Source organism: Ensifer sp. Root142, assembly GCF_001426785.1.
Taxonomy (GTDB): domain Bacteria; phylum Pseudomonadota; class Alphaproteobacteria; order Rhizobiales; family Rhizobiaceae; genus Ensifer; species Ensifer canadensis.
Genome location: NZ_LMFK01000034.1, coordinates 321,763 through 346,859 on the forward strand (window position 1 = coordinate 321,763; position 25,097 = coordinate 346,859).

General features: G+C 59.9%; 26 protein-coding genes and 1 other annotated feature. Of the genes, 7 read left to right on the forward strand and 19 right to left on the reverse strand.

Annotation, left to right across the window (positions count from 1 at the left end; translation table 11 throughout):
* Positions 1–5: 5 nt before the first annotated feature.
* The 5 genes from ASD52_RS26315 to ASD52_RS26335 are packed head-to-tail and all read right to left on the reverse strand — an operon-like array spanning position 6 to position 5,214.
* Positions 6–1,007: an ABC transporter permease gene (locus ASD52_RS26315; protein WP_057225914.1), complete on the reverse strand. Its 1,002-nt coding sequence runs from the start codon at positions 1,005–1,007 to the stop codon at positions 6–8.
* Complete coding sequence (locus tag ASD52_RS26320) at positions 1,004–1,984, reverse strand: ABC transporter permease (RefSeq protein ID WP_057225916.1); 981 nt, start codon at positions 1,982–1,984, stop codon at positions 1,004–1,006. Before ASD52_RS26320 ends, ASD52_RS26315 begins: the two co-directional genes overlap by 4 nt.
* Positions 1,981–3,495 (reverse strand): sugar ABC transporter ATP-binding protein, encoded by a 1,515-nt coding sequence (locus ASD52_RS26325; protein ID WP_057226322.1) that lies wholly within the window; start codon positions 3,493–3,495, stop codon positions 1,981–1,983. Before ASD52_RS26325 ends, ASD52_RS26320 begins: the two co-directional genes overlap by 4 nt.
* Positions 3,492–4,340: a sugar phosphate isomerase/epimerase family protein gene (locus ASD52_RS26330; protein ID WP_057207175.1), complete on the reverse strand. Its 849-nt coding sequence runs from the start codon at positions 4,338–4,340 to the stop codon at positions 3,492–3,494. The genes ASD52_RS26325 and ASD52_RS26330 overlap by 4 nt, the downstream gene beginning before the upstream one ends.
* A 7-nt stretch (positions 4,341–4,347) precedes the next feature.
* Positions 4,348–5,214, reverse strand: a complete 867-nt coding sequence (locus ASD52_RS26335; protein ID WP_158071660.1) for a sugar phosphate isomerase/epimerase — start codon at positions 5,212–5,214, stop codon at positions 4,348–4,350.
* A 162-nt stretch (positions 5,215–5,376) separates the two neighbouring features.
* Here ASD52_RS26335 and ASD52_RS26340 point away from each other — a divergent pair, with 162 nt between their 5' ends.
* Entirely contained in the window at positions 5,377–6,411 is a 1,035-nt protein-coding gene (locus ASD52_RS26340; protein ID WP_057225917.1) for an AraC family transcriptional regulator, read from the forward strand.
* Between the two features lie 683 nt (positions 6,412–7,094).
* Here the strand turns inward: ASD52_RS26340 and ASD52_RS38840 are convergent.
* The 3 genes from ASD52_RS38840 to ASD52_RS26355 all read right to left on the reverse strand — a co-directional run bounded on the left by ASD52_RS38840 (position 7,095) and on the right by ASD52_RS26355 (position 8,401).
* Positions 7,095–7,262 (reverse strand): hypothetical protein, encoded by a 168-nt coding sequence (locus ASD52_RS38840; protein ID WP_156613040.1) that lies wholly within the window; start codon positions 7,260–7,262, stop codon positions 7,095–7,097.
* Between the two features lie 413 nt (positions 7,263–7,675).
* On the reverse strand, positions 7,676–7,921 hold the full coding sequence (locus tag ASD52_RS26350) for a hypothetical protein (RefSeq protein ID WP_057207325.1): 246 nt from the start codon (positions 7,919–7,921) through the stop codon (positions 7,676–7,678).
* A 48-nt stretch (positions 7,922–7,969) separates the two neighbouring features.
* A complete protein-coding gene (locus tag ASD52_RS26355; RefSeq protein ID WP_057225921.1) occupies positions 7,970–8,401 on the reverse strand; it encodes a hypothetical protein in 432 nt (143 codons plus the stop codon).
* Between ASD52_RS26355 and ASD52_RS26360 the strand changes: the two genes are divergently transcribed.
* The 3 genes from ASD52_RS26360 to ASD52_RS26370 all read left to right on the forward strand — a co-directional run bounded on the left by ASD52_RS26360 (position 8,400) and on the right by ASD52_RS26370 (position 11,035).
* The gene (locus tag ASD52_RS26360) at positions 8,400–8,648 is read left to right on the forward strand and encodes a hypothetical protein (protein ID WP_057207172.1); all 249 of its coding nucleotides are present in this window, start codon (positions 8,400–8,402) and stop codon (positions 8,646–8,648) included. The two genes, ASD52_RS26355 and ASD52_RS26360, sit on opposite strands and share 2 nt — an antisense overlap.
* 181 nt (positions 8,649–8,829) lie before the next feature.
* The gene (locus ASD52_RS37825) at positions 8,830–9,126 is read left to right on the forward strand and encodes a PRC-barrel domain-containing protein (protein WP_082523550.1); all 297 of its coding nucleotides are present in this window, start codon (positions 8,830–8,832) and stop codon (positions 9,124–9,126) included.
* Between the two features lie 316 nt (positions 9,127–9,442).
* Positions 9,443–9,498: a sequence feature (sul1 is cis-regulatory element that is thought to sense ions involved in sulfur or methionine metabolism; They are found in Alphaproteobacteria), on the forward strand.
* A 70-nt stretch (positions 9,499–9,568) separates the two neighbouring features.
* Complete coding sequence (locus tag ASD52_RS26370) at positions 9,569–11,035, forward strand: SulP family inorganic anion transporter (RefSeq protein ID WP_057225923.1); 1,467 nt, start codon at positions 9,569–9,571, stop codon at positions 11,033–11,035.
* 158 nt (positions 11,036–11,193) lie between these two features.
* Here the strand turns inward: ASD52_RS26370 and ASD52_RS26375 are convergent, their stop codons facing one another.
* From ASD52_RS26375 to ASD52_RS26385, 3 genes are read right to left on the reverse strand one after another with little or no spacing between them, the layout of a single operon-like run.
* A complete protein-coding gene (locus ASD52_RS26375) occupies positions 11,194–11,775 on the reverse strand; it encodes a flavodoxin (protein WP_057225925.1) in 582 nt (193 codons plus the stop codon).
* A 20-nt stretch (positions 11,776–11,795) separates the two neighbouring features.
* A complete protein-coding gene (locus ASD52_RS26380) occupies positions 11,796–12,785 on the reverse strand; it encodes an aldo/keto reductase (protein WP_057225927.1) in 990 nt (329 codons plus the stop codon).
* 10 nt (positions 12,786–12,795) lie between these two features.
* A complete protein-coding gene (locus tag ASD52_RS26385) occupies positions 12,796–13,953 on the reverse strand; it encodes an aldo/keto reductase (protein WP_057225929.1) in 1,158 nt (385 codons plus the stop codon).
* A gap of 213 nt (positions 13,954–14,166) precedes the next feature.
* On the opposite strand from ASD52_RS26385, the gene ASD52_RS26390 reads away from it, so the two are divergent.
* The gene (locus ASD52_RS26390; protein WP_057225931.1) at positions 14,167–15,057 is read left to right on the forward strand and encodes a LysR family transcriptional regulator; all 891 of its coding nucleotides are present in this window, start codon (positions 14,167–14,169) and stop codon (positions 15,055–15,057) included.
* A gap of 291 nt (positions 15,058–15,348) precedes the next feature.
* On the opposite strand, the gene ASD52_RS26395 is transcribed toward ASD52_RS26390, so the two are convergent.
* The 7 genes from ASD52_RS26395 to ASD52_RS26425 all read right to left on the reverse strand — a co-directional run bounded on the left by ASD52_RS26395 (position 15,349) and on the right by ASD52_RS26425 (position 22,579).
* Positions 15,349–16,968: a dihydroxyacetone kinase subunit DhaK gene (locus tag ASD52_RS26395; RefSeq protein WP_057225932.1), complete on the reverse strand. Its 1,620-nt coding sequence runs from the start codon at positions 16,966–16,968 to the stop codon at positions 15,349–15,351.
* 12 nt (positions 16,969–16,980) lie between these two features.
* The gene (locus tag ASD52_RS26400; RefSeq protein ID WP_057225934.1) at positions 16,981–17,976 is read right to left on the reverse strand and encodes an ABC transporter ATP-binding protein; all 996 of its coding nucleotides are present in this window, start codon (positions 17,974–17,976) and stop codon (positions 16,981–16,983) included.
* Positions 17,969–19,066 carry an ABC transporter ATP-binding protein gene (locus tag ASD52_RS26405; protein WP_025430284.1) on the reverse strand — a complete coding sequence of 366 codons (1,098 nt, stop codon included), beginning with the start codon at positions 19,064–19,066 and terminating at the stop codon, positions 17,969–17,971. Before ASD52_RS26405 ends, ASD52_RS26400 begins: the two co-directional genes overlap by 8 nt.
* 3 nt (positions 19,067–19,069) lie before the next feature.
* Positions 19,070–19,258 carry a hypothetical protein gene (locus ASD52_RS26410; protein WP_025430285.1) on the reverse strand — a complete coding sequence of 63 codons (189 nt, stop codon included), beginning with the start codon at positions 19,256–19,258 and terminating at the stop codon, positions 19,070–19,072.
* On the reverse strand, positions 19,255–20,196 hold the full coding sequence (locus ASD52_RS26415) for a carbohydrate ABC transporter permease (protein WP_025430286.1): 942 nt from the start codon (positions 20,194–20,196) through the stop codon (positions 19,255–19,257). Before ASD52_RS26415 ends, ASD52_RS26410 begins: the two co-directional genes overlap by 4 nt.
* Positions 20,193–21,140 (reverse strand): sugar ABC transporter permease, encoded by a 948-nt coding sequence (locus ASD52_RS26420; RefSeq protein WP_025430287.1) that lies wholly within the window; start codon positions 21,138–21,140, stop codon positions 20,193–20,195. The genes ASD52_RS26415 and ASD52_RS26420 overlap by 4 nt, the downstream gene beginning before the upstream one ends.
* 101 nt (positions 21,141–21,241) lie before the next feature.
* Entirely contained in the window at positions 21,242–22,579 is a 1,338-nt protein-coding gene (locus ASD52_RS26425) for an extracellular solute-binding protein (protein WP_057225936.1), read from the reverse strand.
* 275 nt (positions 22,580–22,854) lie between these two features.
* Here ASD52_RS26425 and ASD52_RS26430 point away from each other — a divergent pair, with 275 nt between their 5' ends.
* Positions 22,855–23,877 (forward strand): LacI family DNA-binding transcriptional regulator, encoded by a 1,023-nt coding sequence (locus tag ASD52_RS26430; RefSeq protein ID WP_057226324.1) that lies wholly within the window; start codon positions 22,855–22,857, stop codon positions 23,875–23,877.
* A gap of 247 nt (positions 23,878–24,124) precedes the next feature.
* Here the strand turns inward: ASD52_RS26430 and ASD52_RS26435 are convergent, their stop codons facing one another.
* Positions 24,125–24,421, reverse strand: coding sequence for a hypothetical protein (locus ASD52_RS26435; protein ID WP_025430290.1), 297 nt, complete (start codon positions 24,419–24,421; stop codon positions 24,125–24,127).
* A gap of 387 nt (positions 24,422–24,808) precedes the next feature.
* On the opposite strand from ASD52_RS26435, the gene ASD52_RS26440 reads away from it, so the two are divergent.
* Positions 24,809–25,090, forward strand: a complete 282-nt coding sequence (locus tag ASD52_RS26440; RefSeq protein ID WP_057225938.1) for a hypothetical protein — start codon at positions 24,809–24,811, stop codon at positions 25,088–25,090.
* The last annotated feature ends 7 nt before the right edge of the window (positions 25,091–25,097 follow it).

Sequence of the window (25,097 nt, forward strand, 5' to 3'; positions counted from 1 at the left end):
GAAACTCAGGTCCCGCCGGCGCGGTTGCGCCGATAGGTGGCAAGCACGACGGCGACGATCAGGATCACGCCCTGCACGACATCGCGCACCGGTTTCGGCAAGCCAATGAAATTGAGCAGCGTGAAGATTGCAGTCAGCGTCAACGCGCCGGCGATCGACGCGGGCACCGAGCCACGCCCGCCCAGAAGCTGCGCACCACCGATGACGCAAGCCGTGATCGCCTGCAGCTCGTAGCCGACGCCGACATCTGTCGAGACGCCCGCAAAACCGCCGAGCAGAATGCCGGCCGTCACGGCGCTCAGAGACGACACGACGAAGGCGGTGATGCGAACCCGCTCGAGCGGGACGCCCGACATCTGCGCCGCCCGCGGATTGTCGCCGATCGCATGCAGCATGCGGCCGAGATTGGTGCGATGCATGAGCCAGAACAGGCATATGCCGACCGCAAGCAGCACCAGCAGCGCAACCGGCAGGAACTGAATGAGCGGAATGCCCTGGATATTGACGCGCCCGAAGAATCGGAAAGTCTCTGGCAGGTAGCCGCGCGGCGATCCGCTCGACCACATGAAGGCTGCACCGTTCAGAGTAATCATCATGCCGAGTGTGGCAATCAGCGAGGGGACCCTCAGAAAGCTGACGACGAGACCGTTGATCACGCCGACAGCAAGCCCAACGGCGTACATGACCGGGATCACCCACCATGTCGCATCGGCACTGTTGTTGAGCAGCATCGATGAACCGACCACCGTCAGCGTGATCAGCGAGCCAACGGATAGATCGAATCCACCAGAGACGATGACGTAGATCTGGCCGGCGGCGAGGATCGCCAGCGGCGCGGCACGCTTCAGGAAATTCATGTATCCGGGGGGCTCTACGAAGTTCGGGTTCGACAGCGTGATGGCGACGATCAGCGCTGCAAGCACGAAGAAGACGGGATTGATCTTCGGGAAGCGGCCGCTTCTCGAGGTGCCGGGCGTCTCTGCAGAGCCGATGGTTTGCTGAATCATGCCACTATCCTCTTCGAACGCACGGCGTAGAAGGCGACGGCTGCGACAATGATGATGCCGCGCATCACCTGCTTGGCGAAGGCGTCGACGCCGGTGAGATTAAAGATGGAGTCGATCAGCGAGAAGATGATGACGCCCGCGACGGTGCCCCAGATCCCGCCCTTGCCGCCGGAGAGGATCGTCCCGCCGATGACCACGACGGCGATCGATTCCAGGTCGTATGCACCCTCCGTGCCGATCCAGGGCGAACCGGACTTCAGGCGACTTGCGAGATAGAGGCCCGCCAGTGACGCACACAGGCTGCAGATGATATGGCTCGCCATCACCACGCGGCCCGTCTTGATGCCTGCTGCACGCGCGGTGTCGCGATTGCCGCCGACTGAGTAGATGTTGGACCCGAAGCGAGTGAGCCGCAGCAGGACCCAGGCAGCAAGAACGACCATCGCCAGCACGATGAGGCTGAATGGCAATCCCAGCACAGTGCCATAGGCGAAGAACTGGAACGCATCCGGGACCGAACCTGCGAACTTGCCGTGGAAGGATGCAAGGCAACCCTGAATGATGAGCGCCATGCCCAGCGTCGCGATGAGCGGATTGACCTCCAGCCTGATAATCAGCAGCCCGTTCAACGTGCCGACCAGAACACCCATCAGCAGCACCGCGAGGACGGCAGGCACCATCATCGCCGGATCACCGTTCATGATCGCCGACGAGACCACCGCCGACGCGGAAATGAGATGCGCCACCGACAGGTCTATCGAGCCGACGAGAATGGCGAAGGTCTGGCCGACAGCGGTCATGCCGAGCGCGATGGAGCGGTTGAGGATGGAGATCGCCGCTTCCGGTGTCAGGAACCGCGTCAAACCAAGGCTGAGCGCGATAGCGATGTAGATCAGAAGCGCGGCAGCTAGCAGCAGGGCCGGCGAATAGCGCTCAATGCGCGAAGTGGGGCGTTTGGTGAAGATCGCCGTGTTCATGCCGCCACCGCCTCTTCGCCGGTTGCAGCGAGCATGACCTCGGCCTCCGACACGCCGCGCTGGAACGCTGCCACCAATTCGCCGGCGCGCATGACGAGGATGCGGTCGGCAGCACCGAGCACCTCCGGCAGGTCGGACGAAATCATCATGATCGCCGTACCCTTGCGGGCGAGATCGCGCATGAGGTGGTAGATGCCGGCCTTGGCGTTGACGTCGATGCCGCGGGTCGGTTCGATGAAGATCAGCAAGCGTGGCGCCAGTGCCAGCCAGCGCGCAACAATTGCCTTCTGCTGGTTTCCGCCGGAGAGCGCCTTGATTTCCTGGGAAAAGCTGCCGGCGCGCACGTCGAGGTCCTGCAGCAGCCTATCCATCTCCTCAGTGGAGGCGAACACGGTCGCATCAGCCTTGCCAGCGAGCGCCGACAGCGCCCTTGCCGTCAGCATGCCATTGTCCGTGACCGACTGCATGAGCACCAGCCCTTCGGCCTTGCGATCTCCCGGCAAAAGGCCGATGCCTGCGCGGATGGCGTCGCGCGGGTTGGTGAACCGCGCCGGCTTGTCGTCAAGCATCACCTCGCCCCTGATGAAGGGCGAAAAGCCGAAAATCGCCTGGGCGAGCGCAACGCGCCCTGCCCCTTGCAATCCGGCAAAACCGACGATCTCGCCGGCGCGAAGTTCGAAGGAAATGTTCTTCAGCCGCTCGTTGCCGGCATTGCGCACGGAGAGCACGGCATCACCAATCTCCTGCGACGTCGCCGGCGCCGCATAGAAATCGCCGATATCGCGGCCGACCATGGCGCGTACGATCACATCGGGCTCCGGCACTTCGTCGAAGCTCGCGGCCGTTTCGCCGTCCTTCAGCACAGTCACCCGATCGGCAAGCCGCGTGATCTCGCGCATGCGGTGCGTGATATAGACGATCGCCACACCCCTCATCTTCAGCGTGTCAACGAGGCCGAACAGCACCTCGCATTCCGCCTCGTTCAGGGCGGCAGTCGGCTCGTCCATCACGATCACCCGTGCATCGAGCGACACCGCCTTGGCGATCTCGACCAGTTGCTGGCTTGCGACATCGAGGTCGGCGACAACCGTGTCGGGTTCGATCCGATGCGACGAGCCGAACAGCGAGAGCACGCGTCGCGCCTCCTGGTTCATCGCCCCGTGGTCGACGAGGCCGAACCGCGTCGGCTCGCGGCCGAGAAAGATGTTCTGCGCCACGGTGCGCTCGGGCAGTAGCGAGAATTCCTGGTAGATCACCGCGATGCCGGCGCGGATCGCATCGAGCGGATGAGTGAAATGTCGCTCCTCTCCGCCCACGACGACGGCGCCGCCATCCAGTCGGTAGACGCCGGAGAGGATCTTCATCAGCGTAGACTTGCCGGCGCCGTTCTCGCCGGCCAGTGCGTGGACCTCACCCGGATAGGCAACGAAGCTCACACCTTTAAGCGCCTTCACGCCAGGGAAGTTCTTGGTGATGCCGCGCATCTCGATTGCGGGAGACGGATTGCTCATGCTTGTGCCCATGTCTTGCGAATGAACGTCGCGCTTTCGGAAAAGAGCGTCTCGAAGTCGGGAAACAGCGGCCGCCAGACGCGGGTTGCCGTCGCAATTGCCGGAAGTCCGGCGCCGAATGCTTCAAGGGTCAGCCAGCCGTCATAACCGATCTCCTTCAAGATCTTGAACATTGCGGCGAAGTCTATGTGTCCCCGTCCCGGGATGCCACGATCGTTCTCAGAGACGTGAAAGACGCCGATGTCGCTGCCGATCAGGCGAATGGCCGCCTCCGGCCGACGCTCTTCGACGTTGGCATGAAAGGTGTCGTACATGATCTTGAAGGCTGGATGCCCAACCCGGTCCACATAGGAGCGGGCCTGCTCCATGGTGTTCAGGTAATAGGTCTCGAAGCGATTGAGGGGCTCGAGGCTCAGATGCATACCGTTTGCCGCAGCCCGCTCCGCCAGTGCCCGATGTGCGTCGGCGCCGTATTTGAGCTCGTCCTCGCTCGCCCCGGCCCCGGTGAAGAACCCGATCGGTGCATGGAAGGGCCCACCCATACTTTCGGCCCCAAGGGCGATGGCGCAATCCAGGGCCCAGTCGAGATGGGCAAGGCCGCGCGCTCGTACGTCCGCGTCACAACTGACCGGGTTGGCGTCCGGCGTCGGAACGATCGACGTGGTCGATCGGCCGATGCCGAGCGTGTCGAGCTCCTTGCCCAGGCGCTCATAGTGGCTGACGGCACCTTTAAGGACCGGGACCTCGACCCCGTCATAACCGAGGTCGCGCAGCCGTCCGATGCTGGCCAGGTGCCTGTCCTCGACGAAGTCAGTCAGACAGAGAAGGTTGATGCCCAAGTTCATGGCGCGCTCAGTGCAGCTTGATGCCGAGGTCGCGGCAGGTCGCGCGAATCCAAGACAGGGATTTCTCGATCATCGGGCCGGCGGCTCCCTCGCATTCCAGGCTGAGCACGCCGTCGTAGCCGTGATCGCGCAGTATCGCGAGGCAGGCCTTGATGTTGTCGGCATTGACACCATCGCCGAGCGCGCAATGGCTGACCGCGATGCCGGTCTGCCCGCCACGAACCGCAGCGGCGAGCGATTGCGAAACATCCTTGACGTGAACGTGGCTGACCTTGTCGACGAAGCGCGGCAGAAACTCCGTCGGCTCCTGACCGGCGATGAAGGTGTTGCCGGTGTCCATGTTCATGCGCAGCCATCGGGAATCGACGAAGGCAAGCATGCGCTCCATGAATTCGGGGCGCGTGGTGAAATGCCCGTGCGGCTCGATATTGACGATGATTTCGTGCGCTTCCGCGACCTCGATGATCTTCTCGTAGCTGCGCTTCATGAGCGCCATCGATTCTTCTTCGCTCAGCCCCGGCGGCATATGGAGCCCGTCGGTCGTATCGACGCAAGGGCTGCCGGCCTGCGCGGCCCAGGCAATCGATTTCAGCACGTAAGGCACGCCGCGCAACGGGCCATCTTCGCCGGAAAGCGGATAGGCGGCATCGACCTGGGAGAAGCGCACGCCGTAGCGATCCATCTTCCGACGCAGTAGTGCGGGATCCTCGTAAAGCGCGACATGCGGCTGGTAGCCGAGACCATGAATCCAGCTGACCCCGTCTATCAGGCCACACTCGATGAAGTGCACATCGTTGTCGCTCGCCCATTGCAAGCATTTTTCGAACGACCAATAGGCCGAGTTGAACGCGTCCGTGTGGAAACCTATCCGCACCGGCAAATCCTCCCTGATTCTCCTCCATGCCGTTGAGTTTCAACGACAAATCACGAAGCGCCTCCGTTTGCCGCTTGATGATGACGCAGCATTGCGCAATAAAGGAGCGTCCGCGTTCGAAATAGAGGACTGGTAAATTTTGAACATCGGCGGGGGAGAGCGATGAGCAAAGTCAACAATGAGCGAGCCGTCGGCCGGCCGGCGGTTTTCCGTGAGCCGGGTGCCCTGCTCTATGCCGGGAACTGCCAGGACCTGATGAAGGCGTCTCTTGCCGGACAGGTCTCGCTCAACGCATGGACGCGACGCGGCTATCCGGGCATCGACCTCGGCCACGCCTTGCCACAGGTCTGTTCCGTTGGCGGTTGGGATGCGACGAACCCGCAGGACTGGGGTCTGCGCGAACATTGCAACGAAGGCGTCAAGATCGCCTATCTCGCACGCGGCTCTCTCACCATTACGATGGACGGCCGCAAGACCACGCTCAGCGAAGGCCAGATGTTCGTCGTCCGGCCGTGGCAATTGCATGCGCTCGGCGACCCCAATATCGGCGCAAGCCATATCGTCTGGGTGCTGATGGACATGGGCGTGCGCCGCCCGCATGAAACCTGGCTCTGGCCCGATTGGATCGGCTGGCCGGAACGGGATCGCAAGCGGCTGAGCGAGCTTCTGTCCAAGAACGAGCAGATTTCCTATCTCGCCTCGCGCGAAGTCGCGCGCACCTTCATGGATATTCACGAGGTGGTGGCGAGCCGTGACATCCATGGCGGTGAAGCGCGCCTGCGCCTGCTGATCTCGATGATGCTGCTCCAGTTCCGCCAAATGCTGGAAAGCCAGGCGCCGGTGCTGGATCTGGCACTCGCAAGTTCCAAGCGCACGGTCGAGATTTTCCTCAAGCGCTTGAGGCATGCCCTCGACGAAGACTGGACCCTGGAGAACATGGCTGTCGAATGCAATCTCTCGCGCACCCAGTTCACCCAGCATTGCCAGGTGCTGACCAACATGACGCCTGTGCGCTACTTGCAGATGTTGCGCCTGAACGCGGCGCGCCAACTGCTCGAAAGTGGCCAGCAGTCCGTCACCAACGTTGCTTATGACTGCGGCTTCTCCTCGAGCCAATATTTTGCCACCTGCTACAAGAAGCGCTTCGGCTTCTCGCCCATTGAGACGCCGCGACAGCAGACGATGATGACCAGCTGAGCTTCCGTCAGGAGGCATCCCCCTACCGAACGAAGATCTGGTTGGCACAGGGGCGCCGGCGCTATGCGCAAAGAGAGCTTTGGAAGGACCGGCGTCTCGAGCGTTACGCGGACATGGCCAGGAATGACCATCAGCGACGAATCAAACCGGTTGCGGGACGTTTTTTCCTATCCGGTTGGTCCTCGTCTTCGGCTGCAATCACACCTGGCCCTGGATCCACGCCAGGAATTTGCGAACAGCCTTCCCGTTGCCGCGCCGATCCAGATGCACGAGTTTGGTCAGGTCGTAGCTTTGACTGCCTGCGAGCTGGCGACAACGTCAAATTCCGCCTCAACTGCCTTGCGACGACGGCGGCCTATCGAAGCAATCGAGTGTCTGCACTACCTAGATCCTTATCAGGCCAGGATACTTCGGGTTGCCCGCTGGTCTGCCAGGGAAACAAGGTCAGCCGTGCAAGAGCCTGGGCCCTGCGGTAGTCGAACTCAAATCGAAGGAGGAGACGTTGGAAGACGCTGAAATTGAAAGACGTGCCAGACAGCTATGGGTTAGAGAGAACCCTAATCGACCATGGCTCCCGCTATCTCAAAGGGCCGAACTCGGACAGGACATGTCGGCTAGTGCGACCGAGGAAGACAGGAAGCGCTATATTGAACGGGTTCGAAGTGGCGAGTAGGCTCAAGCCACTAAGCTTGGGAGGTCAAAACATGGGTCGTCGTCATCATCCTTGCAATTGTCTTCCTGCTTCCGGGAAAGACGACGACTGAAACAGCGACGCCGCCAGCGACCACCACCGAACCGACGAGTGCGCAGCCCTCGACAACGGCGCCATCGACGACTGAGCCGTCAACCACTCAGCCATCCACGACCCAACCTTCGACAACGGCGCCCGCTCAATAGAGGCGCATGCGTCGGAGTAAATATAAGCATCGGGCCCAACAAAAAAGGCCGGGGCGCGCTGGCTCCGACCTTCTTTCTTTGTCGCTTCCAAGACTAGTGCCAGTACATCCGTGGTCAAGAGTCGAAAGCAGTGCGCGATTGCCAGCATGGAGTTATCTCATGCTCGACAGATGCGCGTATACCAGTTTTATAGGACGACGGGTTTTCCGAAACAAGCTGTCCGTTTGGGCTATGACCTACGCCATATGCAGCCAAATAGGGATCAGATACTCATCCTCGACCATCAAAATGAGTGGCAGCAGACAACGAGGAAAAGCCCCATCCGCGACCCGGTGAACCCTGGAAAACAGCCAGGCTCTCAGGACGATTACCTTCCCTCGGCCGCAGGCCAATCGTTTGAAGGTTCATCAATAGTGGTCTTCGCTGTGTCGTCGTCTGCGGGGTCTGGATCGCGGATCCAGGCGCTGCGCAGACCATCGACATCCTCAAGGATGGCGGCGAAAACATCTTCCTGCTGAATGCCCGCCACGACGAACAGGTCTACCAACCCCTCAAGTCGCAGTCGAAGATCCTCGCGCCATGCCTGCGGATCTTCCTCAATCGCAATCGTCATTTTCGACCTTTCTTGCGGCTCGTCGGCCATTGAGAAAAAGCGCATTCTCTAATCGGTCGGGTATGCGGCCCTTGGCAATGTGACGCCGCCGGCCTCTAGCTCTGTTTCTTCTTCCACCGCGGCAAGTCGGGCACTGGTTGCGTCCAAAATAGCCGTCAGAAATTCTACACGGCCCCATCCGACCAAGTGGGCTTCTTCGACAAGGAGCTGCACTACGTAGTCAACCGTCTGGTCGAGCTCGACCTTCCGCTCGGATGTGCCTGGGGGCTGATTTGGAGGATCAATCATTGCATTCCTCAAACCGAAGATGGTGACGTCACAGAACGCCTGAAATATGAACCCCGTGATCGCAAAATCGTTCCAAAACTTCTCAATCGAAAATCCGGCTTTTCGGGTGCTGATAAGGGCCGGTCGGCCATTTGTGGAACCTCCCCACCCCATTGTCAGTTCCTCCTTCACACCAACAAGGAGAAACTCCATGGCAAAGAATGACCTTACAGCCGGCTTCACTGGCACACCCACCGAACCACCTACTGGCGTTCGCAAAGTAGCAAAGACAGCGGGAGATGTGGTGAAGCGCGAAACCAGTGCTGTGGCTGCTGCGGCCGCGGACCACCCACATACCGCAACGGGTTTGGTGCTTACGATCGGCGCCCTTGCCTTCGCGATCGGCTACATTATGGGGCGATCGTCGATCGAGGACACTAGGCAGGGCTATTGGCGGTAGGAGGCGCGCTGGCGCTTGGAACGCTTTAGTGGATAGCAGCGTCTGTTTGCCGCTGTCCGCCCGTCTCGGCGGGTTAAGCGCGGCACGCCATCGCACTCAGACGCCGAGTACCAATCGCGCTCGAATGGAACACTTTCCTTCCAATTAGGTTTCACCAGTTCATTTCAAAGGAGAAACGAAGATGGATCACACTAATCACGTCCGCCTCGCAGCCACAGAACTCACGCCCGCAGTCCTGGAAGGTGCGACAGTTTACGGAGCGGATGACCATAAGGTTGGCAAAGTTGATCATGTGCATGGAGCGGGCGCCGGCAGCAGCGTTATCATTGACGTCGGCGGCTTCCTCGGCATAGGCGCCAAGCCGGTCGCGGTTCCCCTTACCGATCTCGATTTCATGCGGGATGAGGACGGCGACGTCCACGCTATCACGACATGGACCAAGGATCAGCTTAAGGAGATGCCCGAGCATCGCCATTAGCCACTGTAGCCCGGCCTATGTGCCGGGCTTCCTCCGACTGTGGTCAAAAGCACCGCAGACGGCGAATATCTCCGATCTGATCACATTCGTTCAACGTGCGCACATTGGCGGACTCCCTCACGGAGCTACGGTAAGTCCGCTACGAAGATAGCCGGATGCAACGTATGTCGCCGACCGCCACAAAACTCACGCCTTGAGCGGCGATGAACCAGAGGTCTCGACAGCCAGCATGGTCGGCAGCTCCCAAATCGATGCGCGGCAGGCTCCGTTGCATGTTGCATTGCGAAATAAATGAGGTCATAAAAAAATCACTCACCACGGACCCGGTGAAACTCCGGGTGGCTCTTCTGGCCGCCGATCCGCCAGACCACGCAAAACCTGCATGCCAACTTCAGAACCGCTCGATCGAGCGCGTTCGCCATGCTTTGCGAGAACACATCAGATGCAATTTTCCTCCATCCGCCGGGATTGGTCCGCCGCCCCTATGCGCGAAATGCTCGCCGGGGCCGTCGCGACGTTCGCCTTGATCCCCGAGGTCATCGCCTTTTCTTTCGTCGCCGGCGTCGATCCTCAGGTCGGCCTATTCGCCTCCTTCATCATCGGCATTGTCATCGCTTTCACCGGCGGGCGTCCTGCCATGATTTCCGCTGCTGCAGGATCGGTCGCGCTCGTCGCAGCACCCCTCGTCCACGCGCATGGGCTGCCCTATCTCTTTGCCGCCGGATTGCTCGCGGGCATCTTCCAGATACTGTTTGGGCTCCTTCGGCTCGGCGTTCTCATGCGTTTCGTTTCGAAATCTGTCCGCACAGGCTTCGTGAACGCGCTTGCGATCCTGATCTTTGGAGCCCAGCTACCGCACATCATTGGCGGCGACTGGCTTGCCTACAGCATGCTGGCGGCAGGACTTGCGGTCATCTACCTTGCCCCAAGGGTCACCACGGCGATCCCATCGCCGTTGATCTGTATTTTGGTTCTGACCCTGGTATCGATCTCGTTACAACTCCCGGTGATGACCATTGCCGATCTCGGCAAGTTGCCTGACTCTCTTCCGATCTTTGGCTGGCCCACCGTTCCCCTGACACTGGAAACGCTGAGGATTATCGCAGGGCCGGCGCTCGCCATCGCCATGGTCGGCCTGCTTGAATCTATGATGACGGCCAGTGTGGTGGATGATCTGACGGGAACACCGAGTTCGAAGAACAGGGAGTGCACGGGCCTCGGCATTGCAAATGCCGCGGCAAGCCTGTTCGGCGGGATCGCAGGCTGCGGCATGATCGGCCAGACCATCAGCAACGTGAAGTACGGCGGACGCGGCCGACTATCCACGCTGTTTGCGGGGGCCTTCCTGCTGGTGCTGATGGTGTTGCTGAAGCCATGGGTGTCTCAGGTTCCGGTCGCAGCACTGGTGGCCATCATGGTAATGGTGTCGATCGACACGTTCGATTGGTCTTCATTGCGCAGTGTGATCGTTCACCCCAAGGTGTCGAGCGCGGTCATGATCGCGACCGTCCTCGTCACGGTGTTTACCTCGAACCTGGCACTCGGCGTGGCAGTGGGCGTCCTTCTAAGTGGCGTTTTCTTCACATTCAAAGTCGCCCGCCTCTTGCGGGTTGAAACCGCGGTCGACGCTGCTGCCGGACGTTTGACATATCGCGTGTCGGGCCAGGTGTTCTTCGCGTCGGCCGACATCTTCGTCGAGGCATTCGATATAGAAGAGGCAAGTGGCATGGCTGTTCTGATCGACGTATCACAGGCACACTTCTGGGACATCACCGCCGTCGATGCTCTGGATAAGGTGGTGGGACGTTACAAGGCGCATGGTATCGCCGTGGATATATTGGGCCTGAACGAGGCGAGTGCCACGTTGATCGGGAGCCTGAATGGAGCGATGAAGCTTAAAGAGGTCTGATCCAGATTATTTGATCCTCAACAAGAGCTGGCCATGAACGCCAAGGACCATGGCCCTCTTTGTTAAGGTTCTGTCGGCCAACAGCGGCCATCACAATCGTCACGCTTTTGTGGCCGAAGCCGACCTGGGCGGCCGGTACCAAAAGCAGTATCCCGACCTCACTGGGGGGCACCCAAGCGGTCGAGCCAGTCTGTCACCCTTTCAATCGTCTGTCGTTCCTGCGGCGCCTGCATGGAGAAGCCCTCGACCAGGTTCACGGTCGGCGCGTGCGTTGCGAGGACCGACAGGCTATCGCCAAGCCCGTAACCGCCATGGGTGATGAGTGGCACAATGGTTTTGCCCGATAGGTCATGCGCGGAAAGAAACGACCGTATCACCGGAGGCGCCGTCATGCCCCAGATCGGAAAACCGAGGAAGATCGTGGCATAGCTGGCGACGTTGTCCACCGTCGCCCTCAAGGGCGGCTTATAGCCTTGGTCGCGTTCCGATTGCGCCTGCGCGACCGTCTCGAAATAGTCGTCGGGATACGGTTGTTCCGGCTCGATCTCGAATAGATCTGCGCCCAGGGCACGGCGGACCTGCCGGGCGACAACCCGCGTGTTTCCGCTGCGTGAAAACACCGCCACGAGCGGCTTCTTGCCCTGTTGGGCCACGGTGGCGGACGCGCTGCCCGCCGCAAGGGTGAGGAACAGCGGCGCCGTGAGAAGGCCCCTCCGGGTCGGATTGCCGAAATCAGTCACGACGGTTCACCTGCCTTTGATTAGAGCCCGGTCATCTTGAGCGATGCTTCGGGAAGACGCTCGCCACGGACCTCGATTTTGGAGACCTCTGCATCGATCTCGGCAAGATCATTAGGCGCCAGCTCCAGATCGGCACTTTCAAGGTTTTCTTCCAACCGATGGAGCTTGGTGGTGCCGGGAATCGGGACGATCCAGGGCTTTTTCGCCAACAGCCAGGCGAGCGCGATCTGCGCGGGCGTAGCACCTTTGCGATCGGCCACTGCCTTGACCACGCCCACCAGCGCCATGTTCGCCTTGCGCGCTTCGGGTGTGAACCGCGGCACGTGGTTGCGGAAATCCGTCGGATCAAAAGCCGTGTTCTCGTCTATCTTGCCGGTGAGGAAACCGGCACCGAGCGGGCTGAAGGGAACAAAGCCGATGCCAAGTTGCTCGAGCGCCGGCAGAAGTTCGGCCTCCGGTGCGCGCCAGAACAGCGAGAATTCGCTCTGCACCGCGGTCACGGGCTGGACTGCATGGGCGCGGCGGATGGTCTGGACGCCGGCCTCCGAGAGACCGAAGTGCTTGACCTTGCCTTCGGCGATAAGCTCCTTGACGGTGCCGGCCACGTCTTCGATCGGCACGGCCGGATCGACACGGTGCTGATAGAAGAGGTCGATGCGATCCGTTCTCAGCCGCTTCAACGCGGCCTCCGCCACCGCCTTGACATGTTCGGGGCGGCTGTTGGTGCCGCCGTTGCGCGCGCCGGTCTCAAGGTCGATGTCGAAGCCAAACTTCGTGGCAATGACGACCTTGTCGCGGATTGGTCGAAGGGCTTCCCCCAGCAATTCCTCGTTGGCGAAAGGTCCATAGGCTTCTGCCGTGTCGAAAAGCGTCACGCCCAGGTCGTGCGCGTCGTGGATGAGCTGGATCATCTCACTCCTATCCCCAACGGAGCCGTAGACGCCCGTCATACCCATGCAGCCAAGGCCGAGGGCCGACACTTCAAGATTTCCGAGATATCTGTGCTTCATTGTTTATGCCTTACTTCTTCTCAGGCGCCTCGACGGCCGAGTAGGCCAGAACGGCATCGGGCAAGCGCTGGCCGCGCACCTTTATGGCAGAGACTGCGGCATTGAGTTCTGTGGTCTCTTCGGCGCTGAAGCTGATCGAAGTGGCGCCGATATTCTCAAGCAGGTGCGGCATCTGTGTCGTCCCGGGAATCGGAACAACCCACGGCCTTTGCGCCATCAGCCACGCTAGCGCGATCTGAGCCGGGGTCGCCTGCTTCCGTTCGGCCCAGTCATTCAACAATGTCACAAGCGCCAGGTTCGCCGGCAGGTTTTCCGGCGAGAAACGCGATTCGATCCCGCGGATGTCGCCCTGGGCAAAACGCGTCCGCGCGTCGATTGCACCCGTCAAGAAACCGACACCAAGCGGGCTCCATGGAACGAAACCGATGCCGAGTTCCTCGCAGACCGAAAGCACTTGATCTTCAGGCCCACGCCACAGCATCGAATACTCGCTCTGGACGGCCGACACGGGAAGTGCGGCGTGAGCGCGGCGCAATGTGTTAATCCCCATTTCGGAAAGGCCCCAATGCAGGACCTTGCCCTGGTCCATGAGGTCCTTGACTACATCAGCGACATCCTCGATCGGAACGTTCGGATCGACGCGGTGCTGGTAGAGAAGGTCGATGCGGTCCGTGCGCAGACGCTTGAGCATGCCGTCAACCACAAGCTTGATGTGATCCGGACGACTGTTGAGGCCGGGACGGCGCTCGCCGGTTTGGAGGTCGATGTTCCATCCGAATTTCGAGGTGATCACGACGTTATCTCGGAACGGTTCGATGGCTTCGCCAAGAATCCGCTCGCACTCATGCGGGCCATAGGCCTCGGCGGTATCAAAAAAGGTGACGCCGCGCTCATGGGCCGCACGGATGATGTTGATCATCGCCGGCCGGGACGGGATCGTCGTCTGATAGGTCCGGCCCATGTTCTGAACACCAAGGCCGACGCTTGAGACTTCCAGCGTTCCAAGCTTTCGCCGATCGCTCGACTGGACTGAGGCAGAACTGTCCGCGGTCCCTGCCTGTGCAAAGGCCGGCGAACTCGCACTGGCGAGCAGGGGAGCCAGCGCAAGACTTCCCGCCGCGCCGAGGAAGCCTCGACGGCCGATTGTCGTTGTGTCCTCATTCGTCATGTCTTTCGTCCTTCCCTGTGATCGGTTTGCAGACCGTTACCCATCGACCGTCGTGTTTCGGGGCCGAGTGCGTTGCGAACGCAGCCGGAAGAAGCTGGAAGAGATCCGAGTGTCCGGCTGCCCGCACCATTGAGTTCCAAGGTAGCGCGTGACGCCGATGGCGATTAGATGCCATAATCCGCATGAACCTTTTAGATGAGCTAACAAATCCAGATGGAAAACTTCAACGATCTCGCCGCCTTTGCGGTTATCGCCAGGGAGAAAAGCTTCACGCGGGCTGCTGCAAAACTTGGCGTCTCACCGTCGGCACTCAGCCAGACCATGCGCAATCTCGAGGAGCGACTGGGTCTGCGGCTTTTGACCCGCACGACGCGCAGCGTCTCGTCGACGGAAGCCGGCGAGCGCCTGCTGCGAACGGTTGCGCCGCGCTTCGAAGAGATCGAAGCCGAATTGGTCGCTTTGGGTGAGCTTCGGGACAAGCCGGCCGGGACGGTTCGCCTCACGGCCGGTGAACATCCCGCGATCTCGATCCTTCAGCCCGCGCTCAAACGATTTCTCCCTGATTATCCCGACATCGCGGTGGAAATCATCGTCGACTACGGCCTCACCGATATCGTCGCCGAAGGCTATGATGCCGGGGTGCGCATGGGCGAGCAGGTCGCCAAGGATATGATTGCAGTGCGCATCGGCCCCAATATGCGCATGGTGGTCGTGGCGTCGCCAGCCTATTTCGAGCGGCATCCGCTTCCACAAACCCCGCAGGACCTGACCGCCCACACCTGCATCAACATCCGTCTCCCGACCTATGGCGGGCTATTCCCTTGGGGTCTGGAAAAGGACGGACGCGAGGTGAAAGTGCGTGGAGATGGGCAACTCGTGTTCAATAGCCTGAGCATGCGATTGTCCTCGGCCTTGGACGGACTTGGCGTCGCCTATATGCCCGAAGACCAGGTACTCGCTCATGTTGCCGAGGGACGGCTGGTGCGCGTTTTGGAGGATTGGTGCCCCTCCTTCCCCGGCTATCATCTGTATTATCCGAGCCGTCGGCAGCAATCGCCTGCTCTCGCATTGCTGGTGGACGTTCTGCGGTATCGCGGCAGCTGAACGGACTGCGCTTGATGCCTTGAGCCCACGTCACAATGTAGTGCGTCAGGCACATGCAGGGCCCGGCAATGGCGAGGCAGTGAACGAAGAAGCCCGCGACAGAGTAGCAAAGGTAAGTGGCCCGGTGCGGCGCACCAAGGCCTTTCCGGTGCACGATCCACCGTCGCTCGGCACTCAGCCGGCAAGGATTTGGTTGCCATCAAGGGCGATATCTCGCTGCCAAGGCGGCGCAATGACCGCCTCGGCATGGATCTGGGCGAGCGCAACCTGCAACGCAGATGCGCTCGAGCATCACGCCGCCAGGTGTTCGAACAGCCGGGCGACGGCCTCCGCGCCCGGATCGACATGGCCCTCCAGTTGTCGCGCGTTGATATAGGCTGCGCGACCGGCATTGGCCTTGAGGAGCGTCGCCGTCAGGTTGGCCCCTTCCCGAGCCGCCAGAGCGGCCGAACGGACACCGTCGCTGAGTGCGTCGAGAGCCGGGGAAAGCGCGTCAACCATGGTGCGGTCACCGAGACGCGCGCCGCCGATTTCCTGCATCCGGGCAAGTCCTGCCTTCAGCGCATCGCGCATGGGAAGGCCGCTCGATGCAGCGTCGCCAGCCGCGGCGAAGAAAATCGCCAGCAGCACGCCCGACGATCCGCCCATCGTCTGGCTGAGTTCCTGGCCGATCGCGCGGTAGAGTTGGGTATGATCGGAGAGTGGCAGCCGGTCGATCGCATTGATCAGGGCGCGTGCGGCGCCAGCCAGTGTCGAGCCGGTATCGCCATCGCCCGACTTGGCATCCAGCGCATTCAGATCTTCCTCGGCTGCAACCAGGATCCGGCAGCATTTGACAATGAACTCGCGTGTCTCCCTGTGTTCGGACGACAGCGGCGCAATTGGCGTCAACCCATCGGGCAGCATGTTGACGATGACCGGTTTGACCGCCGACACGCCGGGCCATGCCGCCATGGAAACCGGTGCGCTCAGCGCCGCTATTTCCGCTTCGTCAGCTGGATAGACGGACACCGAAAAACCATGCATGTCGAGAGAGGTCATCATCGACGCGGGACCGACGATGTGCGAAATCCGCGCTCCGATCGAGGACGTGATCAGTTCGTGCGCTAGTACCGACATTTCCAGCGTTGAGGTGCCGCCGAGATTGTTGATGAGCGCCACATAGGATCTATCCTCCATGGCAGCTGCAAGTTTGCTTACGGCTGCTTCCATGGCCAGTCGAGCGTCGATGAAGTCAACTTGTTCGACACCGGCCTCCCCATGGATGCCAAGTCCAAGTTCGGCCATGTGGGCCGGAATGCGGTCTTCCTTTGGGGATCCAGGAACCGTACATGTATCAAGGGACATCCCTATGCTTTTCGATCCGGCGGCCACACGCCGGGCGGCCGCCGTCACCGTTTCAAGATCCGCACCGGCCTCGGCCAAGGCACCTGCAATCTTGTGAACGAAGAGAGTGCCTGCAACACCACGTGCTTGCGGCAACTCGGGCAATGCCACGTCATCGCCAATGATGACCATGCTGACATTGAGGCCGAAGGCACGGGCGCGTTCGGCGGCGAGACCGAAGTTCAGTCGGTCGCCGGTATAATTCTTGACGATCAGAAGGCAACCGGCCGGACCGGTGACCGCGAGAATGCCGGCAAGAACGGCGTCGACACTGGGCGAGGCAAAGACGTCGCCACAGACGGCAGCGGTCAACATGCCCGCCCCGACGAAGCCCGCATGCGCAGGCTCGTGCCCTGCCCCGCCGCCGGAAACCAGCGCCACCTTGGACTTGTCCCAATCGTTGCGCAGAACCACGCGAATATGCGGGTAGCCGTCGAGTCGTGCCAGCGAGCCGCCGCTTATCGCCAGCAGGCCGTCGATCGCCTCGGTGACGACGTCTTCCCTCTTGTTGATGAATTGTGCCATGTGATCCTTCCTCTAAGCTAAGCGGATGCCGGCCGCGTCGAAATAGAGCGGCTTGTCCGGCTGAATTTTCACGGTGTCGCCACTTTTCAGCCTGGTGTGGGCGTCGGTGACAGTGATGAGGTCGTTTTTCTTGAAGGACAGATGAAGGCGGGTCTGGTCACCAAGATGCTCGACCCGCCGGACCAATGCCTCCTGGCCGCTGCCCTGTGTGATGTGCTCGGGCCGCAAGCCGATGTGCACCGCTCTGGATGGTGCGCCAGGAAAAGTGTCGGCGGGAATAATGTTGATGCGGGGCTGGCCGAGCTTTGTTGCCGCATAGATGCTCACCGGATGCTCGTAGACTTCACGCGGGGCGCCGAACTGCACCAGCCGGCCTTCGTGAAGCACGCCGATATGTGTTGCCATTGTCATTGCCTCGATCTGATCGTGGGTGACATAAAGCAGCGTGGCGCCGGATTTGGCCTGGATGTTCTTCAGCTCGATGCGCAGGTCGGCCCTGAGCTTGGCGTCGAGCGAGCTCAAAGGCTCGTCCATGAGATAGATCTGCGGCGTGCGAACGAGCGCGCGACCAATCGAGACACGCTGCATTTCGCCGCCCGAGAGCGCCGTCGCCTTGTTGTCGAGTTTGTGGGAGATCTGCAGCACCTCGGCGATCGCATTGACCTTGCGGTCAATCGCCTCGCGTGGCGTCTTCAATAGCGGTGATTTCAACGGGAATTCAAGGTTCTGCCGCACCGTCAGATGCGGATAGAGCGAATACTGCTGAAACACCATCGCGACGTTGCGCTGCGCCGGTGAATGTCCCTCGACTGAGTGGCCGCCGAAATAGATATTGCCGCTATCGGGGCGATCGAGGCCGGACACCATGCGCAGTGTCGTGGTTTTTCCGGCGCCCGTCGGCCCGAGGAGAACCACAAAGGAACCGTTCGGTATCGTCAGCGACACGTTGTCCAGCGCTGTATGATTGCCAAACTTCTTCGTCACGTTTTCAAGAACGACGTCAGCCATGGCGCAACACTCCCTCATTGGCTTCGGACAGAAGCGCCTGCCCTCTCACGCCCTCAAATATCGTCACGGTGGCGGGATCGAACTCAAGACCGATGATTTCCCCGGATCTGACAGCCTGCCTCGAGGAGGCACGCGCCTTGACCTCGCCGTTCGGCGTCGCCAGCGTAATGATCTGCGTAGTGCCGAGATATTCCGTGGCAAGCACTCTGCCGCGATACTCAGAGGAATCGGAAAAACGGATGTGCTCGGGCCTCACTCCCATTGTCAGCTTGCCCCTGGCCCCTTGCCGCGATGACGGAACATCGACCTTCTTTCCCGAAAGCTCGACGACAGTGCCGCCGGCATCGATCATGCCGTCAAAATCGAAGAAGTTCATGGCCGGAGAACCGATGAATTTTGCCACGAATTTGGTTGCCGGCCAGTCATAGATTTCCTGCGGTTTGCCGAACTGCTCAACGACGCCGTGGTTCATCACCACGATCTTGTCGCCCATCTGCATGGCTTCCAGCTGGTCGTGGGTGACGTAGACAGTGGTCGCACCGATCCGGTCGTGAAGTGCACGCAGTTCCTCGGCCATATGCTCGCGGAACTCCGCATCGAGCGCGCCAAGAGGCTCGTCCATGAAAAATGCCTTTGGGCGGCGCACGATAGCACGGCCGAGGGCGACACGCTGGCGGTCGCCGCCCGACAATCCGCCGACCGGGCGATCAAGGATCGTCTCGATCTTGAGGATGCGCGCCACATCTTCCACGCGTGCCTTGACCTCGGCCCGCGGCATGCCCTGGCTCAGCAGAGGGTAGGAAATGTTCTTGCGCACATTCATATGCGGATAGAGGGCGAACATCTGGAAGACGAAGGCGATGTCGCGCTGGCTTGCCGGCTTCATGCCGACTTCTTCGCCATCGATGAAGATTTCACCGCTGGTCGGCAGTTCCAGACCGGCCATCATTCGCAACGTTGTCGTCTTGCCGCAACCCGATGGTCCCAGCAGCATGAAGAATTCGCCGTCCTCCACTGTGAACGAGGAGGACTCGACGGCAGTGAATGCTCCGAACTCCTTGCGCACATTCTGAATTCTGATCTGTGCCATGGGTTACTCCGGAAAATGGCTGACGATGATGAACATGACAGTGCCCACCAGGGTCACGATGAACGAGTAGGAAAACATCGACAGTGCGAACGGCTGCATCAGCATGAACACCCCGAGCGCGATGAGGATCGAAGCGACCATCTCCCATGCGCCGCGCCGGAACCCGCGCAACCCCTTGATAAATTCGGTCATTTGCGAACAGCTCCGAATGTGATGCCACGCAACAGGTGTTTGCGAAGGACAATCGTGAAAATCATGACGGGAACGAGAAACAACGTTGCACCCGCAGCCACGGCCGGCCAGTCCTGGCCGCCGACGCCGATGATCGTGGGAATGAAGGGTGGTGCCGTCTGGGCTGTGCCGGAGGTCAAAAGAACGGCGAAGGCATATTCGTTCCACGCGAAGATCAGGCAGAAGATCGCTGTCGAGGCAATGCCGGTCATGGCTTGCGGAAGGACGACCTTGTAAAAGGCCTGAAAGCGGGTGTAGCCATCGATCAGCGCCGCTTCCTCGTATTCGATCGGGATTTCGTCGATAAAGCCCTTGAGCAGCCAGACCGCCAGCGACAGGTTGACCGCCGTGTAGAGCAGGATCATGCCGAGATGGGTGTCGTTGAGGCCAAGCGAGCGGAACATCAGGAAGATCGGGATCGCCACGGCAATCGGTGGCATCATGCGCGTCGACAGGATGAAGAACAGCAGGTCATCCTTGAGCGGTACCTTGAAACGGGAGAAGGCGTAGGCGGCGGCCGTTCCCAAGACGATGCACAGCACCGTCGAACCGAAGCCGATGATGATCGAATTCCAGAACCGTTCCATGAAGCGCGACGGGCCGGCGATGATAAAGCCATCCTTGCGCACGATGCGGTCGTACCAGGTCGTCGGTTCCCCAAGGGCTTTCACGTCCTCCTCCGTTGCCCGCGTGCGGGTGGTGAAGAGGTTCACATATCCTTCGAGGGTTGGCGAAAAGAACGTTTTGGGCGGATAGGCGATGGCATCGGAGGGCGACTTGAAGCTTGTTCCGATGATCCACAGGAGCGGCAGGATCGTGATCAGTGCGTAAAGGACCACAAGCGTTCCCGCGAACAATTTCTGGCGACCCGAAGGTTCTGTTACGGAATAGCTGCTCATCTCTGTTTCACCTTGTTCAGGGCTTTGACGTAGATCGATGCGAGACCGAAGACCGTCACGAAGAGGATGACCGCGTAGGCGGAGGCATACCCCGTGCGCCATTTTTCGAAGGCTTCGCGTTTCAGGTTGATGGACGTCAGCTCAGTGGTCGACCCGGGACCGCCGCCGGTCAGCTGCACCACAAGGTCGAACATCTTGAAGTTTTCAATGCCGCGGAAGAGGATCGCCAGCATCAGAAACGGAAGGACCAGAGGAATTGTGATCGTCCAGAACTGCCGCCATTTGCTGGCCCGGTCGCATTCCGCCGCTTCATAGATGCTGCCAGGGATGGACCGTAGCCCCGCCAGGCAAATCAGCATGACGAAAGGCGTCCACATCCAGGTATCGACGATTACGATGGCCCATGGTGCCAGCGGCACGTCGCCGATCATCGAAAAGGCGGACGGGTCGGCTCCGGTGAGGAACCCCACGGCGTAATTGAACAGGCCGATCTGCGGCTGGTAGAGAAATGTCCAGAAGTTGCCGACAACCGCCGGGCTCAACATCATCGGCAGCACGATGATCGTCGTCCACATGTCGTTGCCGCGAAATTTCTTGTTGATCAGATAGGCCAGCGCGAAGCCAATCAGAACCTGGAGGACGATCGTCCAGATCAGGAAATGGGCCGTTGCCTGCATCGTCAGCCAGACGTCCGAGTCTGTCAGGATATTGATGTAGTTCTTGAGGCCGACGAAACTGACCTCGGCATTCGGCCGATTGACCCGAAAATTGGTAAAACTCAGCCGGATTGTCCATATCAACGGAAAGATGTTGACGGCGAGCAACAGGAAGATCGACGGTGCCACGAAAAGCCAGGCAATGGCCCGATCTGAGAGCCCTTGGATGCGTTTGGCAACGACTGGTGGCGTTGCGCGTGCCGCCCGTTCGATCGATGAATCGAGCATAGTAGTCCCCTAATTCATAAGCAGGTTGGTTCGCAGGACCGGCTAAAGAGCGCCGGTCCTGCACAGACATCTGAAGCCGCGAGGAGGTACGCGGTCAGCGTCTAGTATTTGCCTTCGTCGTCGAAGATCTCGGTCCAATCGGCAGCCAGGCCGTCAAGCGCTTCCTTGGCCGTGCCCTGACCGGCGACGACGTAGTTGTGGAAGCGTTTTTGCGAGGCCTGTAGGAGCGAGGCGTAGGACGGTTCCGCCCAGAAGTCCTTCACGATTGCCATGGAATCCAGAAAGGTCTGCGCGTAAGGCTGGCTCGTGGCAAAGCCGGGGTCTTCAACGACCGCGCGCAATGCGGAATAGCCCCCCAGCTGCCACCATTTGGCCTGGATATCGGGCTGAGCGAACCATTTGATATATTCAAGGGCAGCATCTTGCTTGTCTGATGCTGCGACTACGGAGATGCCCTGGCCGCCCAACTGCGCGAACTGCACGCCGTCGGGACCGGCCGGATTTGCGAAGTAACCAGACTTGTCGCCACCGACTTTGGGATCGGCATGGATGCCGGGCCAGGTGAAGGCGAAGTTCATCTGCAGGGCAACCTGGCCGGACTTGTAAGCGTCGATGTTCTCGGACATGTAGGCGTCGGACGATCCGGGAGGAGCGCAGCAATTATAGAGCTCCTTGTAGAATTCCAGACCTTTCACGGACTTGTCTGAATTGACAAACCCTTCGAGCTCATAGGGCTTGTCCGGATTCTGATATTCGAAGCCAAAGCTGTAGAGCACGTCCATCGCGCCCATTGTGATGCCCTCGGATCCGCGCTCGGTATAGATCGCGGCGCCGTAAACCTTGTTGCCGTCGATCTCGCGATTCTGGAAAAACGCGGCGATATCTTTGAGTTCTGCGAACGTCTTCGGCACGGCAAGATCGCGGCCGTATTTCTGCTTGAATTCCGCCTGCAGTTCAGGGCGAGAGAACCAATCTTTGCGATAGCTCCAACCAACGACGTCACCGAAGGCAGGCAGCGCCCAGTAGTTCGGCGAACCCTTCGGCCACTCGGCATAACCTGTGACGGTCGCCGGGATGAAATCGCTCATCTTGATGCCTTCCTTGCCAAAGAAGTCATTGAGCTTGACGTATTGGCCGTTTTCCGCCGCGCCGCCGATCCACTGGCTGTCGCCGATCATCAGGTCGCAAAGCTTGCCGCCGGAATTCAGCTCATTGAGCATACGGTCGGCGAAGTTCGGCCACGGCACGAATTCGAAACTCATCTTGTGGCCGGACTTGGCTTCGAAGTCCTTGCTGAGCGCAACAAGCGCATTGGCCGGATCCCAGGAAGCCCAGCACAGCGTCAAATCCTCGGCTTGCGCCTGCGTCGTTGCGCCCAGCGCCAAAAATGCGGTTGCGACACCGGCGCCAAGCGCCGTTTTCAAATATGAACTTGGCATGGAAATCTCCTCCAGCGTGACACTCCGACCTCCATCGGCACGTGCCTCGCGCTCTCAACGAGTTGCGACAGACTCGAAGATTCGCCCTCCTTGGAGCGACCCTCCCCTCCAGCGTCGGCGCACTCCTCTGGCCGCTGCTGTTGTCAATCATATAACTGAGGTGCGCACCTCAGTGCAAGGTTTTTTTGAGGTGCGCACCTCAATTTCTTGCTTTTTCGCTTGTGCTGTTGGAAAAGAGGCGGTGGGCGGCAACAGGAGGATGGTGAAAAAAGATGATGCGACCGACGGCGAAAGACCTGGCGGAAGCAGCCGGATTGAGTTTGGCGACAGTCGATCGCGTTTTGAACGACCGGCCGAATGTCAGTGCTGGAGCCGTACGAAAAGTGAACGAAGCCATTGAACGAATTGGTTTTTTTCGCAATCCGGCGGCTGTTGTCCTGGCTCGCAACAAGCTCTACCGCTTTCGCTTCGTTCTCCCAAGCAAAGGCGATCAATATCTTCTGGAGCTGCTGCAACGTGTTCGGGAGGCAAGTCAAACGCTCAAATCCGAGTTGACGGAAATAACCGTCGATCAAATTCCAACGGACGATCCGCATCAGCTTTCACGGCATCTGGCCTCGATCGAACACGAAGAGGTGGATGGCGTCGCCGTCATGGCGCCTGAGTCACCACAGGTGCGCGACGCGCTCAGCCGGCTGATGCTGCGCGGCATTCATCTGGTCCAGTTTTTGTCCGGACAGGAAAAGTTGGAAACTGCAGACTTTGTTGGCGTCGACAACTTCGCAGCCGGTGCAACAGCGGGCAAGATCATTGGCCGGTTCCTCGGCCGGGAAGTCGGCAAGATCATGATCGTCGCGGAAACCATGGTGGCGCGCGACAGTATCGAGCGCCGCCGCGGCTTTGACAGCATCATCAATCAGCAGTTCCCTCACCTGACGAACCTGCCGTCGCTCGAGACCTATGGGGATGAACGGCGGGCGACAGCGATTATACGGCAAGTCATGGAACATAATCCGGATATCAGGGCCGCTTATGTCATGAGCCCGGAAAGCCGCGTGCCTGTTACGGCGATCAGGCAGCGTATGGACGCGCAAAAGATCGTCATCGTTGTCCACGAACGCACGCCCTTCAGCGAAGAAGCTCTCCGCAACGACCAGATCGATACCATTATTGCACAGGACCCCGGGCACGCGGTGCGCAGCGCCATCCGCATCATGCGCGCTCGCACCGATGAGCGCGAGCCGATCGCGTCGCAGGAAAAGATCCGTATTGAGGTCTTACTCAAGGAGAATTTGTGATCGAGGGATGCGAGGCTGCCACTCTCTTGTGGCGTCGAACATTCAAGAAATAGAGGTCGGCCGCGAAAATCTCAATGTTAAGCCGGCCTTGCTTTCGCTCCTGTCGAAATGCCCAGCTGATCTTTGCCCGGACCGGACGCAGGGAGTAGTCGCCCGGCGACAAAGGTCGCCAATCGACGCCAAGAACTGGGCTGGACGACGCTTCCTGGTGAGTTTCTGCTTGAAACCCGTGGGCCGGGCTTGGTCCCTAGCCGCGCTGAACCGCTAGGAAAACAGCTATAATCAAGAGCAGGAACAGCCCGGCTGCGGCCGCCGCTATGCCCAGGACAGCGAACCATGTCTGCGCGCTAAGAAGGCTTGGTCGCTGGCCGTCAGCCTTCTTCGTGCCGAGAAACGCCAAAGTTCCGAGGAGAACCGGCGTGCCTCCTCCAACGACCATCGCCATTGCGCCTTCCGGAGCAGTGGTTCGCCAGATCATTCCGAACAGGTAAATGCCGGCAATCGTCCCAACGATGAGGGCGCCAAAAATCAGAAGAATGCGCATTGCGACCCTTTCGACGACCAGAATTTGAAAGAGTCTACGCGAAAAAGATTTGGATCGGCACTGTCGGCGTGGACCGCGATGATCGCGGCGCTTCCGCTGGCCATATTGTCCAGCTATGCACGGTCGCGTCCGGTGATGACTACGTTCGCTCCCCTCTCAACCAGAGCCAAGGCGATAGCTGTCGTATGTCATTCGCCACGCCCTTCTTCCTTCCACGGTCGCTTCATCATCAAGCGATCATTGGAGAATCCAGGGTCTAGCCGATTGACGCTCGCGTCAGGGTCAAGACAAATTCCTCTATCACTTCTTGCAAAGGCTCCCTTGCACGGCGAGAGTCTGCCCGCGCATAACGCTTCAGGATCGACCGGGCATTCGGAGTTGACGTCAATGATGGCCACGGGTGACGAAGGTGCGGATCGAATTCACTGTTTTGAGATTTCCAAAGACGCCTGGTACGCGGCAATTTTTGCACTGAGAGACCAAGGATGGTCTCTCGATATGGGTGGCGGTCTTGACCATTCATGGGCGGTACTGGAACGAGACGGCATTCGCATAGAGATGGAATACGATATCTGGAGCGAGGGAGAGATGGTCGTAGCCGCCGGTGACCTCGTGAAATTGAGAGCCAATTTTCCAACGACCGTACTTGTGGAATTGGGATTGATTTGAGGGAGGC

Bases quoted from the DNA above. Each gene is read 5' to 3' on its own strand.
- ASD52_RS26340 (WP_057225917.1), top strand. From the start codon at position 5,377: ATGAGCAAAGTCAACAATGAGCGAGCCGTCGGCCGGCCGGCGGTTTTC.
- ASD52_RS26405 (WP_025430284.1), bottom strand. From the start codon at position 19,066: ATGGCACAGATCAGAATTCAGAATGTGCGCAAGGAGTTCGGAGCATTC.
- ASD52_RS26380 (WP_057225927.1), bottom strand. From the start codon at position 12,785: ATGAAGCACAGATATCTCGGAAATCTTGAAGTGTCGGCCCTCGGCCTT.
- ASD52_RS37825 (WP_082523550.1), top strand. From the start codon at position 8,830: ATGGATCACACTAATCACGTCCGCCTCGCAGCCACAGAACTCACGCCC.
- ASD52_RS26425 (WP_057225936.1), bottom strand. From the start codon at position 22,579: ATGCCAAGTTCATATTTGAAAACGGCGCTTGGCGCCGGTGTCGCAACC.
- ASD52_RS26350 (WP_057207325.1), bottom strand. From the start codon at position 7,921: ATGACGATTGCGATTGAGGAAGATCCGCAGGCATGGCGCGAGGATCTT.
- ASD52_RS26355 (WP_057225921.1), bottom strand. From the start codon at position 8,401: ATGGAGTTTCTCCTTGTTGGTGTGAAGGAGGAACTGACAATGGGGTGG.
- ASD52_RS26435 (WP_025430290.1), bottom strand. From the start codon at position 24,421: ATGCGCATTCTTCTGATTTTTGGCGCCCTCATCGTTGGGACGATTGCC.
- ASD52_RS26415 (WP_025430286.1), bottom strand. From the start codon at position 20,196: ATGAGCAGCTATTCCGTAACAGAACCTTCGGGTCGCCAGAAATTGTTC.
- ASD52_RS26360 (WP_057207172.1), top strand. From the start codon at position 8,400: ATGGCAAAGAATGACCTTACAGCCGGCTTCACTGGCACACCCACCGAA.
- ASD52_RS26440 (WP_057225938.1), top strand. From the start codon at position 24,809: ATGATGGCCACGGGTGACGAAGGTGCGGATCGAATTCACTGTTTTGAG.
- ASD52_RS26370 (WP_057225923.1), top strand. From the start codon at position 9,569: ATGCAATTTTCCTCCATCCGCCGGGATTGGTCCGCCGCCCCTATGCGC.
- ASD52_RS26325 (WP_057226322.1), bottom strand. From the start codon at position 3,495: ATGAGCAATCCGTCTCCCGCAATCGAGATGCGCGGCATCACCAAGAAC.
- ASD52_RS26420 (WP_025430287.1), bottom strand. From the start codon at position 21,140: ATGCTCGATTCATCGATCGAACGGGCGGCACGCGCAACGCCACCAGTC.
- ASD52_RS26430 (WP_057226324.1), top strand. From the start codon at position 22,855: ATGCGACCGACGGCGAAAGACCTGGCGGAAGCAGCCGGATTGAGTTTG.
- ASD52_RS26320 (WP_057225916.1), bottom strand. From the start codon at position 1,984: ATGAACACGGCGATCTTCACCAAACGCCCCACTTCGCGCATTGAGCGC.
- ASD52_RS26395 (WP_057225932.1), bottom strand. From the start codon at position 16,968: ATGGCACAATTCATCAACAAGAGGGAAGACGTCGTCACCGAGGCGATC.
- ASD52_RS26330 (WP_057207175.1), bottom strand. From the start codon at position 4,340: ATGAACTTGGGCATCAACCTTCTCTGTCTGACTGACTTCGTCGAGGAC.
- ASD52_RS26315 (WP_057225914.1), bottom strand. From the start codon at position 1,007: ATGATTCAGCAAACCATCGGCTCTGCAGAGACGCCCGGCACCTCGAGA.
- ASD52_RS26400 (WP_057225934.1), bottom strand. From the start codon at position 17,976: ATGGCTGACGTCGTTCTTGAAAACGTGACGAAGAAGTTTGGCAATCAT.
- ASD52_RS26410 (WP_025430285.1), bottom strand. From the start codon at position 19,258: ATGACCGAATTTATCAAGGGGTTGCGCGGGTTCCGGCGCGGCGCATGG.
- ASD52_RS26390 (WP_057225931.1), top strand. From the start codon at position 14,167: ATGGAAAACTTCAACGATCTCGCCGCCTTTGCGGTTATCGCCAGGGAG.
- ASD52_RS26385 (WP_057225929.1), bottom strand. From the start codon at position 13,953: ATGACGAATGAGGACACAACGACAATCGGCCGTCGAGGCTTCCTCGGC.